We start from the raw sequence: 12,520 nt of genomic DNA on the forward strand, positions 1-12,520 counted from the left end.
ATGAGCTTTCACGTTCGGTCTGAAGAAGCGCAAGTGGCTCCTTCAGAGGGACTGAATGAACTACTGGATATGAGTTTGCAAGAGTTGCTTGAAGTCATAGTCACAGTGGGAACTCGCGGTGCTGGACGAACCACGCTTGATACACTGGCGCCGGTCGACCTAATCTCAACTGAGGAACTCAGGGTAACGGGGCAGGCTGAGCTGGGCAAAGCGCTACAAGAAATCGCGCCTTCGTTTAATTTTAACAATACTACGATAAGTGACGGCTCAGATATCATTCGCCCGGCAACCTTGCGCGGGCTGGGACCAGACCAGACGCTCGTATTAATCAATGGTAAACGCCGTCATCAGCAAGCATTGGTGCATGTCCAGGAAACCGTAGGCAAAGGGTCTGCCGGCTATGATATTAATGCTATACCCCTTTCTTCGATTGATCGCATTGAGATTTTACGTGATGGAGCGGCAGCACAATACGGTTCTGATGCCATAGCGGGCGTTATTAACATTATACTTAAGAAGCAAACCGAAAAAACACTGGTACAGGCTGAGCGCGGTCAGACGTATGCGGGAGACGGTGCCAATGCCACCATCAGCCTGAACAGCGGTATCGGAAATGAGCATTTATGGCTCAATATGACGCTAGAACAACGAGACCGCGGGGAAGTTAACAGAGCTGGGGTGGCAGATTTGACATCAACACAAGGGGTATTTATAGGCAATTGGTTGACGCCTGATGGCAATCCCGTACAACGACTCCGAATTGGTGAAGCGCAATCTGACAACCGTTATCTTTGGGTGAATAGTGGGGGTCAGCTAACACCACGTTTATCATTCTATATATTGGGTGGCATATCGGATCGCGAGGGGAAATCGTATGGATTTTTTCGCGGGCCAGACTCAGAGCGAACAATTCCAGCGCTTTACCCTGAAGGATTTTTACCTGAATTATTGACGCGTGTTGAAGACGAATCAATTACCGCAGGTCTACAAGGTGATATTAATGGGAACTGGGTATTTGATACCTCACTGAGTTGGGGCCAGTCAGAATTTAATTTCTTTTCAAACAATTCTGCAAACGTCAGTTGGTATTACGAACCAAATGGACAGGGCAGTATCATTGCTCAGACGCCTACCAGCGCCAATGATGGTGCATTGAAATACCTGCAAGGTGCTGCAAATGTCGATCTATCAGGTGACCTTGTTGTGCAATGGCTACCCGAGCCCTTGTTTGTTGCCGTAGGTGTTGAGCTGAGAAAAGACGCCTATCGCATTACTCGTGGCGACCCTTGGTCCTATTTGTACGGACGCAGTGATAATCCACGTCTCAATATCACTAATATAGATAACGGAGGATCTGCCCCTCCAGGTATTCAGGGGTTTCCCGGATTTACGCCAGAAACAGAAGTAGATGAAAGCCGACATAGTAAGGCCGTCTATGCAGATTTAGAAACTTCCCTCAGCGACAGCACTATGATGGCTGCTGCCGTTAGATGGGAAGACTACGAGTTTGCCGGAGACAATGTCACCGGAAAGCTGTCATTCAGACAAGAATTTGCAACGGACTTTGCACTGCGTGCTACCTTATCAACAGGCTTTCGAGCACCAGGAGTTCAACAAATTTACTATGCGCAGGTACAAACCACGCTGGTTGATGGTGACTTAAGAGAAACCGGTACCTTTAATAACACCTCTGATGTTGCTGCACATTTTGGTATCCCTGCACTGCAAGAGGAAACGTCCAGGCAAGCGAGCATCGGTTTTGTAATGCAACATATTGATGACTTCTTTTTAACCGTTGATATTTATCAAATTGATATCGATGACCGTATTGTTCTGTCAGATCCAATTGTTGGCTTTTCTGATGAAGTAGAAAGGATCCTTGATGCCAATCAGCTGGGGGCGGCACAATTTTTTACCAATGCTATTGATACGCGTACCAGAGGTTTAGATGTTGTCGGCACATATAGGAGTGAACTAGGAGGCGGAACACTCAAGCTGCAGGCCGCAGTTGGCTTGGTTGAAACACAAGTACGGGCGTTAAATTCGTCTTCAGCCATTGTGCCCAGTAGCAGGTTATTTAATGCGGCCCAGATAGAAAGAATTGAAAAGGGACAGCCGCGGGAGAGAGCTACTCTATCAGCCTCACTGGTGAAAGATAACTGGAAGTCCAGTGTGGTGATGCATTATTTCGGTGATGTCTCAGGCTCTGCCTTTACAGGGATTTCACAGACGTGGTCAGGTAGATGGCTCACTGATATATCATTCGATTATGTTGTAAGTGATAAAGTTACCATAAGTATGGGCGCTAACAATCTCTTTAATATTACTCCCTCGCATTGGGGAGAAGCAGGCAAGCCGTTGTCTGAGGCGGGGTTTACTTTCGGCTGGGAGACGCTGCCATTTGGTATTAGTGGTGGCTATTATTACTTGCGTCTCAAATCATCTTTTTAAATTTTATCTCAGATTTTGAAGAACTCATGCTTTTTTGGTGATCCTGATTTGTATCTTTTGGTGTAAATGTTATAACATCACAATATTCTTGGTTGATAAGTCTCATCCTTTACTATTACAAAAACGAAGGCACAATGAAAAGAACACTGAAATTGAGTGCAGTTGCCACAGCAATTGCGTTATCAGGTATTGCTCATGCAGCAACGTTAAGTGGTGTGGTTACAGATATTAGTGGTAACCCTATAGAGGGGGCAGCAGTCTCTGTGCATGGGAGCGCAAAAAAAGCACTAACAGACAATAAGGGGCGCTATGTCATTGAGAACATACAGGACGGTCATGTGCATGTTCGTGTGCATTCACCCAGGTATGTCCGGGGCAGTCAAGAGTTTGATAATGCTTCTGGTGACTTAACGGCAAACTTTGTTCTTCAGCCTTCCGCGATTGAAAATATTATAGTGACTGCCAATGCGTTCGACACCTCAGTATTAGAGTCGGTCACGCCGGTAAGCGTGCTTACCGGTGATGAATTACGCAAGCGTCAGGCAACGACGATTGGAGAAACCCTAAAAGCTACACCAGGTGTGCACAACAGCTACTTTGGGCCCGTTGCTGGAAACCCAGTAATTCGCGGCAACGACGGCCCGCGGGTAAAAATCACGCAAAACAGTCTGGACGTGTCCGATGCTTCCCGTGTGGGTGCCGATCACAATATTGGAGCCGAATCTGCCAATGCCGTGCAAATTGAAGTATTAAGGGGGCCAGCAACACTCTTATACGGAAGTGGTGCCATTGGCGGTGTGGTTAATGTCGTTGACAATAGAGTGCCTTCGGATTTGGTCGACGGCACAGAAGGAAGCGCTGAACTTCGTCACGAAACAGCAACTGGCGAAGAGTTTGCAGCGATAAACCTAAATACCAGTGCTGGGCGGATCGGGTTTCACTTCGATGCCTTTGACAGGACGACTGACGATACCGAGATACCGGGTTTTGCTGACGTTGATCCTGAAGAAGATGCCATGCCGGGTGTGTTAGAAAGCAGCGCAGCAGATACCCAGAATATCACAGCGGGTATCTCTTACATTGGTGATAGTGGTTATATCGGGTTTTCGGTACAACAACTTGACAACCTATACGGTATTCCAGGCGGGCATTCTCACCACCATGGACAAGAGCATGACGAACATGAAGAAGACCAAGACGAAGAACACGATCATGATGAAGAGGGTGAAGAAATTGTTCAGCTAGATGTAGACAATCGCCGTTATCAGGTTGAAGGTTTGTGGTATAGCCCTTTTCACAATATTGACAATGTAAAGCTCAGCTATGGCTATTCTGATTACAAGCATGTCGAATTAGAAGAAGGTGTCGTCGGAACGCAGTTTGCCAATGAAACTTCAGAGCTGAGGCTGACGGCAGAACACCACACGATCAATGGCTGGCATGGCGTCATGGGGCTGCATCTAAGTCAATCTGATTTTGAAGCGGTTGGCGAGGAAGCCTTCTATCCCTCAAGTGAAACAGACATGTTCGCCGTTTTCATTATAGAAGAAAAATCCTTTGATAACGTCACTGTTCAACTAGGTGCAAGGTACGAGAAAAATACCCTATCGGCGTCACCCTTTGACGTGCCGTTAGGACATCAGGACGGCCATGACGACCACCATGATGACGAAGATCACGAAGAGCACCATGACGATGACCATCACGACGAAGGCCTCACTGAAATTGTTTTTCCTGAATTAGATTATCAAAGCTTATCACTGTCTGCTGGTGCGAATTGGGAATATGCAAAGGGCTATTCATTAGCCGTAAACCTTTCTCGTTCTGAACGTGCACCGACAGAGGAGGAGCTCTTTTCCGCAGGCACGCACTTAGCCACACAAACCTTTGATTTAGGTCTTTCGTTTATCACAAATGAAGAAGGTGAAATTGAGACCCGAGGTGGAAAGGCAGAAGAAGAAGTTGCTACCAACATCGACCTGACCTGGCGAAAGTTCTCTGGAGATTGGGGCTTTACCGTTACCGCTTTTTACAATCAGGTTGATGATTACCTTTATCAGGTAGATACCGGTTTTACCTTCGGCGGCGAGCATGAAGAACATGATGATGACCACCACGACGAACACGGTGATGACAATCATGATGATGGCCATGAAGATGAACATGGACATGAAGGTGAAGAAGAAGGACTACCCATCCTGAATTTCCGCCAAAGCGATGCTGATCTTTATGGTTTTGAAGCAGAAATACACTACCAGCTAAGCGATATTTGGAATCTCCAGATGTTTGCTGACTATATCAGGGCCGATACTGACAATGGCGATTTAGCGCGTATTCCACCGCTTAGAGTGGGCGGTGAGGTGGCTTTTTCGTATCAAGGTTGGAACGGTGATTTTGGTGTAACCTGGTATGATGATCAAACCAATACCGCTGAGTTTGAAACTGCAACCAAGGGGTATACCCTTATTGAAGCGGGTGTTGACTATAGTTGGTATACCCAAAACGTCAATTGGCTGTTTTTTCTAAGAGGGACGAACTTAACTGACAAAGAGGCGAGGGTGCATACTTCCTTTTTGGCTGACAGAGCTCCTCTCCCGGGCAGAGGGTTTACCTTAGGTGTGAAAGCAACGTTTTAATACACTATTCAATTAAAAACACAAAAAAAAGCGCCTCATGTCAGTGAGGCGCTTTTTTTATGTAGATGTTGCAGCTTATACAAATCCAGATTAGATTTATAGGAACAGAGATGGAGTGTGTTTTGAAATCTTTAAGCCAGCTTCTTAGACTATTTTGCACCCTTGTATTGACACTCCCGGTTTTGATCAGCGGGTTTAGCGCCCATGCACAGCAACAAGTAGTATTCGCTGATAGCCCCTATCCACCTTATGTGCTGGGTGAAATCGGAAACGAAAAGCCCTTCGGTGGAACGGCTGTTGACCTCGTGAGGCAACTGTTTGATGAATTGCCTGACTATCAGGCTTCATTTCAGTTAATGCCTTGGAAAAGAGTATTAAGAAGTTTGCAAGAAGGCTCAGTTGATGGGGTTACAATGGTGGCATATACCCAAGAACGCGCTACCTACTTGGACTTTTCTGCTGCACTGGTTGAATATCAGCTGGCACTGTTTTATTCAAAAGAAGCGTTCCCAAATGGGTTTGAGTGGGAAACCCTTAGTGACCTGAGCGAATTTAATATAGGGGTGGTTGAAGGCTATCTTTCGGACAGCAAAATGCACGAGTTTGTTGAACAAGGGGCGCCATTAACACTACTGCGGTTGTCAGGTACTGAAGATCAGTTATTTGGTATGTTAATGCGCGGTAGAGTCGACCTAATTTGTTTTAAACTGGGCTCAGGCAAAACCTTACTCCGGCAAAAAGGTTGGAATGATATGATACAACCCAATGCCAAGCCTGTGTATCAGGGGTCGTATCACCTAGGATTTTCAAAAGCGATGCAACATCAAGCATTAATGGAGAAGCTTGATGCATATATTAATGCGTGGCAAGAAACAGGTAAGCTTCAGGCTATTCTTCACCCACACAGCCCGGATAATTGACTATAAAATTGACTAAAAAGTCTAAACCCGATATTACTTAATGAAGAGCGCTGTAGTCACTTAATACGATAAAGCGTAATTTTTATTTTCTATCGACGGTTTTATGCTTAATTTTGATACGTTTTCAACAGTTAAGCCGAGGTTGGTTAATAAGATTAAACAGGGAGTTCAGGTAGTAAGGAACGCTGCATTAACCTTGGTTCTAGTGACCTGTAGTATGGCTAGTCATGCTACCTCTGTTATGTTTGTTTCGCCGTCCACACCCGATGATCCCTTTTTTAGTCGCGTCGAACTCTTTATCCGTATGGCGGCTGAAAACCTAGGTTTTGATCTTACCGTCATTTATGGTGAAGCCCATCGGATTTACCAGCAACAAGAGTTAGAGCAGTACTTAGCAAAAGAGCAGCCAGATTACATGCTGGTGCAAGTATATGCGGGCTCGGGAAAGGCATTGTTTGAGTTGTTAGACAAGTATCCAACCGTCAAAGTCATCAGTTTAGAGCATCTACTACTCAATCACGAAACAGAAGAGGTTGGTAAGCCGGGCGAAATATATAAAAACTGGATTGCAGAGCTGACGTTTGACAATGTTTCTGCCAGCGAAACACTGAGCCGGTATTTACTGAAAGCGTGTGAACAAGAAGCACGAACCGATAGATGGGGAATTGTGGGGGTAAATGGTCTCCATGGTCAAGAGGCCTTGCAGCGGCATGCAGGCTTAGTTGAAGCCGTAAACCGCACCAACCTCTACGAACTGCACCAGGTGGTTAACGCAAAATGGCAACGCGAATTGGCGCAAAAACAAGTTCGTACCTTATTAAGCCGATACCCAAAGACCAGCGTCATTTGGTCAGCTTCAGATTGGATGGCGCTGGGTGTTGCAGACGCAATAGAACCCCTAAAGCGCACTGGACAACGCTTTTGTATTGGTGGGTTTGATTGGATCCCAGAGATCGTTGACGCCATCCAAGCTAATCGCATATCAGCCAGTATTGGCGGCCATTTTATGTTAGGTGCATGGGCCATGGTGATGGTTTATGACCATATAAAAGGAGTGATGCCAAGGGATATCAATAGTGACAACCCCATTCTTAATCTTCAATTAATGCACGCCGGAAACCTTCAGGAAATCGCGCCTTTACTTGAACGTCAGGCATGGAAAAACGTAGATTTCCGTCAATATTCATTGTTTTACAATGACCAACATCAGGATTACCAGTTCAGGCTGCCCTTATCAGATCCCGCTGAATGAATTAACCAGACAACTAAAATCTGACGCTGTATTTTGCATTCTCAGATGATACTATTTTTGTCATATAAATGGGGTAATCAGTTTTATTTTGGAATCAAGTATGACATCTATTGTCAGGGTGGCCATTGTTGGCGCGGGCACAGCGGGTTGGCTGGCCGCTAATCATTTAGGCAGGACATTGTGTAACCGGCCGGAGGTGCAAGTTGATGTCATTGAATCACCTGACGTCCCTCCCATTGGCGTCGGTGAAGGCACAGTACCTAACATCCGCAATACGCTCAGACAATTTGGCATATCAGAAACTGAGTTTATTCGCCGTTGTGATGTCACCTTCAAGCAGTCAATAAAATTTGTTAACTGGCTAGACAGAAGCAAACATGGTGAGGGAAATTACTATCATCACTTGTTTGATCGCCCCAACAGCCATGGCGTAGATGCAACGCCTTTCTGGTTAAACGGGCATTATGCAGGTGCTTACGCCGACGCGGTGGGACATCAGAATCAAGTATGCGAAGCGATGTTGGCTCCTAAGACCATTACCACGCCCGAGTACGAGGGGGTAACCGGTTATGCCTATCATTTAAATGCTGCAAAGTTTGCTGCACTTTTGGCTGAAAATGCGCAACAAAAATATGGTGTCGGGCATGTATTAGCCAATGTTGATGACGTCGTTTTGGCTGACAATGGCTCAATTGAGAGTCTGCAAACTGCCCAGAAAGGCGTGCTCACTTATGACTTTTATGTAGACTGTAGCGGTTTCAATGCCCTGCTGCTTGGCGAAGCGATGAATGTGCCTTTTGTCGATAAATCAGACACTCTTTTAATTGATAAAGCACTGGCCGTTCAAGTACCCACCGATAAAGATGCTGTGATCCCACCTTATACCGTTGCTACTGCGCATCAAGCGGGGTGGATTTGGGACATTGCCTTGACAGAACGTCGTGGTGTGGGCTTCGTTTACGCTAGTAAGTACATGTCAGACGAAGAGGCAAGGGAAAAGCTGTCTCGTTATCTTGGTCGCTCGCTAATGGACCTCAACGTTCGGCACATTCCAATGAAAATTGGTTATAGACAGTCCTTTTGGCACAAAAACTGTGTTGCACTAGGGCTTGCGATGGGCTTTGTTGAGCCACTTGAAGCCACGTCAATATTATTGTCTGATTTTGCTGCTAACTTCTTGGCTGAGCGTTTCCCTTCAGATACCTCTCAGTTAGCGAATTTATCCGAGCGATTTAATAAAACTGTAGGATATGCATGGGACAGGACCATCGATTTTATTAAACTGCATTACTATTTGTCTGACCGAGCTGATTCCGCATTCTGGACTGATAACCGCAAAGAAGAAACGGTACCTGAGTCTCTCAAGCAGCGTTTAGCATTGTGGACTGATTATCAGCCCTGTGCAGAAGACTTTTTCTCTAAGTTTGAAGTATTCGATTTAGATAATTATTTGTATGTATTGTACGGTATGCATTATCCAACAGCGCCCCCGTTATTGTCAGATGAAGAAAACCATAAGGTGAAGCAGGCACTAAGCAAACAAAAAGCCTACGCAAAGCACTTAGTCGAGCAGTTGCCAGCACACAGGGCGCTGATTGAAAAAATCAAACAGTACGGATTACAAAACGTTTAAAAGGTAACCGGCTCAGGGTAGTGCTGGCCGTAGGTCTTGAGCAGTTGCTTTTTATGATCGTTAAAAAACGTGCTTTGGTGCTGACAGTATTTTGAGGCGTCGATAGCATTCGCATAGTTTGTGTCTAGAGGCACAGAACGCAGTGTCCTGGGGAAGCGGCCTTTACCCGCAAATAAGCAGTACCAGCTCGGCGCAAGATACATAGTTTGCGCGTCCAAATCATGTACCAGCTTTTCAAAATGCGTATCAGGATCATCCCAACCTGAGAGTAAAGCTTGTAATGTTGACGAGTGGTCTTGGTTCTCGCGGTTGTCTATCCAGTACTGACTGTCTGTTCGTGTATTGAGGCGATAGTGAGCGGTAATATAGTCTTTTACTGCGTCAAAAATCCTATTGATATCAGCATTGTATTTATCTTGAAGGTGCGTTGAAGCAATTTCCTTTCCTGAAGTACGTGCTTCGTCCACAATATCGATGAACCGTTCTATTGTGTATTGAATACAGCTAATTGCGGTGGCTTCCAGTGGCTCGATGAAACCCTGTGAAAGTCCAACGGCCAGAACATTGTGATACCAATGCTGCTCAACTCTACCCAGTTGCATGTTTATCAAACGAGCTTCGCCTTGGGACACGTTACTACCGATGTGTCGCCTTAGTTCGGCTTCAGCAGAATCATCGCTGATATGTTGGGAGCTGTACACGTAACCATTTCCAACGCGATTGGATAATGGGATAGACCATGCCCATCCGTTACTCATTGCTGTGGAGGTTGTTTGGGAAGCTACCTTATCTTTTAACGGGACCGAGGAGGGGATAGCAATAGCCTTATCATTGAGCAGCTGAGAAGAAAAATCTACGTAATCCGCATTAAGTGCCTGGCGGATCAGTAAACCCTGAAAACCCGTGCAGTCTAAATACATGTCACCACACAAGGCACCGGTACGCGCCAGTTGGATTTGGGTGACATGTCCCTCTTTCGCCCTCTTAACGGCAACAACCGTGTCATTTATGTGTCTAATGCCCAGCTTTATGGCTCTACATTTTAAATAAGCGCCTAGTTTCGCTGAGTCAAAATGATAGCCGTAATCCAGCTCCTTGCCGCTTGCTTGCTTGCTAACTGGGCTGCGTTTTCCCTGAGCAAGCTTCGTTTGTAACCAAAAATAGTCGGGATGAGCTTCTACATCGTAGCCCTTGCGACGCAAATTAGCGTTATAGATAAATGCGCTTCCTGATTTCCAGTCTAGCTCGGAATAAAACGGATGAAAGTAGGCATTCTGTGACAGATGGCTACTCCAGTTGGGAAAGTGGATACCGCACTTATAAGTTGCATGACACTGTGCCATCCACTCAGTTTCTGCAATGCCTAATGTGCGAAAAAAATGTCTAAGGGAAGGCGTAGAGCCTTCCCCTACACCGATAATCCCTATTTTTTCAGACTCAACAACTGTGATTTCCACACCAAAGCGAGCCCAGGCATGCTGGAACAAACTAGCAGCCATCCAGCCAGCAGTGCCACCGCCAACAATAACCAGATGTCTGAAAGGGTGGATCTGTGACGTCATTGTGCTATATCTACTTAAATTGCTTCGTTGTCAATCGTGAAATCTGACCAAGCGAGAGTAGATGTGCGTAGACGAGAGGTAATAATCCTTTTTTGCGAATTTCACTAAATTCGTCGTCAGGCAAATTGTTTAACGCTTCTTCATCTAATGTGTAAACACCATCGATTTTCACGGGCGACTTGCCTTTTCCATGTTGCACGGTTAACTGCTTACTCACCAAGAGTTTCTTTTTCGCAAAATACTCTGTGATAACCTTCATGTTTTGCATCTGCTCTGTAACAAATACCACCGACTTTATGCGATTTTGCAGATACTCAGTTTGTTCGCCTTTGTCGTCAAAGAGAGGCTCGCCTTGGTCTTGGCTCACTAACTCGCTCTCTTCATCAATACAAATAACTAAGTTATCAGCGTTGTCTTCTGTCCTGGCAACAGTAAGTGGGGCTAATGTAAAACTACTCGGTACCACCTGTGCCTCCCAGGTCGTATCTTGGCAATAAAGGTTTTTGCCTTCTTGCAATCCCATCAAGGCAACCGCTACAAACTGTCCAGTATCTGAATCCTTAACAAAAACAATGGGAAATTCCGATGATAATCTGGGAATATCCTGTGGGATAACAGGGATAAGGTGAGATTGTTTAAAGCGCGAAAAGTCACGTGATTCGACTAATTTGATGTCACTGTGCTTTTCTTTACTAAGGGGTACTACTTTTGCCATATATATTCTCAGTTCAAATAAGTTGCGTCCGTGTTCACTTAATCGATACGAAAAAATGAAGCCACGGATAATCTACCTTTAGTGACGTCGTCACTAAAGCCAAAGTTAGGCTTAATACAGGGGCTGTGCAACATGTTGCCTTTGTAAATCACCAATCGGTTAAATTTAGCTTCAATATGATGTACACATTCGAATAGACGATTGCTGTCCCCAATGTAGCCTGAAAATTCGTCAGGATTTGCTCTGACATCTTCCAGAGAAGACTGAAAGATACCAAAGCCAGCTTCATCGATACACACTTTTTGTGATTGTTTGTGCCGGTAAATATTGGTACCGCCATAGTCCGCGTCAAATAAATAGTGCACACTCGCAAATTCGTAAGGATCGATAGAGTCAATATGCGGAATTTTCTGTGTGCTCGCCAGTTGGTCGGGGGGCGTAGTGACCATGGACAACATACAGCGATGAATCGATAAGGTTTGGTCATCTGAGACCAATGCCAAGTCGGACACTAATGCCTGCATCATCTTTTCATAGGCTGTTGGCACCCTGTCTCTGATACCAGGGTAGGCCGTGCCATCATTAATTGCAGGTTGCATATAGGCTGTATTGCGCGCAAATAATACGATTTCCTCAGGATTGACGAGAAGGTTATCCACCACGAGTAGGTGTGCGCTCTCTTCCTGTACGGGAATAACGGTGGTTTTGCGATTTGGGTTCAATTGAAGCGGTTGCAACGAGATATCCTAAAAGCAATCAAAGTATGGTATGAAAACGTGTCGTCTTTACAGCATGAGATGGTTGCCAGACAGCGTTGTCAATAAGCCGAAAAGGTTAACAAAAATGCAGCATTTTATCCAGTGAGAGGGCAATCATAAAGGTTGTGTTGTTATTTCCGGTAATTGACCGTTAGGAGAACGATGACCTGATGAAAAAAGGGGCATATTGCCCCTTTTCTATTTAACATCCTGGTTTTTTTCAGGGGGTAATTGCTCCCTCGCTGTGCGCATCAAATCCATATTTTTTGTGCGCTCTAGGGCTTTTACTTTGTTATGCATGGCCGCTTTGGCCAAAATATGTGCTGTTACAGGTGCAGTGATTACTAGGAACAATGTAATAAGTAGTTCATTGATACTGAAAAAACCTTGAACAAAGGTCATGTATATCATAGAGGCAACGAGGATACTGCCCAGCCCAACAGTGGTGGCCTTGGTAGGGGCATGTAACCTTACATAGAGGTCTTGCAGGCGCAACAGACCAATGGAGCCAATCAGCACAAATACGCTGCCAATCACCAGTAAAACAGAAATAATTAACTCGACAGTAAAACTCATCCTACTTCCCAATCCTG

The 12,520-nt window shown here is 45.3% G+C and carries 9 protein-coding genes; 5 read left to right on the forward strand and 4 right to left on the reverse strand.

What is annotated here, in order from left to right; translation table 11 throughout:
* The 5 genes from DRW07_RS05640 to DRW07_RS05660 all read left to right on the forward strand — a co-directional run bounded on the left by DRW07_RS05640 (window position 1) and on the right by DRW07_RS05660 (window position 8,892).
* Window positions 1-2,451: a TonB-dependent receptor plug domain-containing protein gene (locus DRW07_RS05640; RefSeq protein WP_205665369.1), complete on the forward strand. Its 2,451-nt coding sequence runs from the start codon at window positions 1-3 to the stop codon at window positions 2,449-2,451.
* Window positions 2,452-2,585: 134 nt separating this feature from the next.
* On the forward strand, window positions 2,586-5,087 hold the full coding sequence (locus tag DRW07_RS05645; RefSeq protein ID WP_124026933.1) for a TonB-dependent receptor: 2,502 nt from the start codon (window positions 2,586-2,588) through the stop codon (window positions 5,085-5,087).
* 122 nt (window positions 5,088-5,209) lie between these two features.
* On the forward strand, window positions 5,210-6,007 hold the full coding sequence (locus DRW07_RS05650; RefSeq protein WP_165870415.1) for a substrate-binding periplasmic protein: 798 nt from the start codon (window positions 5,210-5,212) through the stop codon (window positions 6,005-6,007).
* A 217-nt stretch (window positions 6,008-6,224) separates the two neighbouring features.
* On the forward strand, window positions 6,225-7,259 hold the full coding sequence (locus tag DRW07_RS05655) for an ABC transporter substrate-binding protein (RefSeq protein ID WP_165870416.1): 1,035 nt from the start codon (window positions 6,225-6,227) through the stop codon (window positions 7,257-7,259).
* Window positions 7,260-7,359: 100 nt separating this feature from the next.
* On the forward strand, window positions 7,360-8,892 hold the full coding sequence (locus DRW07_RS05660) for a tryptophan halogenase family protein (protein WP_124026936.1): 1,533 nt from the start codon (window positions 7,360-7,362) through the stop codon (window positions 8,890-8,892).
* On the opposite strand, the gene DRW07_RS05665 is transcribed toward DRW07_RS05660, so the two are convergent.
* The 4 genes from DRW07_RS05665 to DRW07_RS05680 form a co-directional block, all read right to left on the reverse strand.
* On the reverse strand, window positions 8,889-10,454 hold the full coding sequence (locus DRW07_RS05665; protein ID WP_124026937.1) for a tryptophan halogenase family protein: 1,566 nt from the start codon (window positions 10,452-10,454) through the stop codon (window positions 8,889-8,891). The genes DRW07_RS05660 and DRW07_RS05665 overlap by 4 nt on opposite strands.
* Before the next feature lie 10 nt (window positions 10,455-10,464).
* Window positions 10,465-11,169: a SapC family protein gene (locus tag DRW07_RS05670; RefSeq protein ID WP_124026938.1), complete on the reverse strand. Its 705-nt coding sequence runs from the start codon at window positions 11,167-11,169 to the stop codon at window positions 10,465-10,467.
* A 38-nt stretch (window positions 11,170-11,207) separates the two neighbouring features.
* Entirely contained in the window at window positions 11,208-11,906 is a 699-nt protein-coding gene (locus DRW07_RS05675; RefSeq protein ID WP_124026939.1) for a DUF6445 family protein, read from the reverse strand.
* A 219-nt stretch (window positions 11,907-12,125) separates the two neighbouring features.
* On the reverse strand, window positions 12,126-12,503 hold the full coding sequence (locus DRW07_RS05680; protein WP_124026940.1) for a Na+/H+ antiporter subunit G: 378 nt from the start codon (window positions 12,501-12,503) through the stop codon (window positions 12,126-12,128).
* Window positions 12,504-12,520 lie beyond the last annotated feature (17 nt).

Origin of the sequence: Paralteromonas sediminis, from assembly GCF_003820355.1 — a bacterium.
Classification (GTDB): domain Bacteria; phylum Pseudomonadota; class Gammaproteobacteria; order Enterobacterales; family Alteromonadaceae; genus Alteromonas_F; species Alteromonas_F sediminis.

Bases quoted from the DNA above. Each gene is read 5' to 3' on its own strand.
- DRW07_RS05655 (WP_165870416.1), top strand. From the start codon at position 6,225: ATGGCTAGTCATGCTACCTCTGTTATGTTTGTTTCGCCGTCCACACCC.
- DRW07_RS05680 (WP_124026940.1), bottom strand. From the start codon at position 12,503: ATGAGTTTTACTGTCGAGTTAATTATTTCTGTTTTACTGGTGATTGGC.
- DRW07_RS05670 (WP_124026938.1), bottom strand. From the start codon at position 11,169: ATGGCAAAAGTAGTACCCCTTAGTAAAGAAAAGCACAGTGACATCAAA.
- DRW07_RS05660 (WP_124026936.1), top strand. From the start codon at position 7,360: ATGACATCTATTGTCAGGGTGGCCATTGTTGGCGCGGGCACAGCGGGT.
- DRW07_RS05645 (WP_124026933.1), top strand. From the start codon at position 2,586: ATGAAAAGAACACTGAAATTGAGTGCAGTTGCCACAGCAATTGCGTTA.
- DRW07_RS05665 (WP_124026937.1), bottom strand. From the start codon at position 10,454: ATGACGTCACAGATCCACCCTTTCAGACATCTGGTTATTGTTGGCGGT.
- DRW07_RS05640 (WP_205665369.1), top strand. From the start codon at position 1: ATGAGCTTTCACGTTCGGTCTGAAGAAGCGCAAGTGGCTCCTTCAGAG.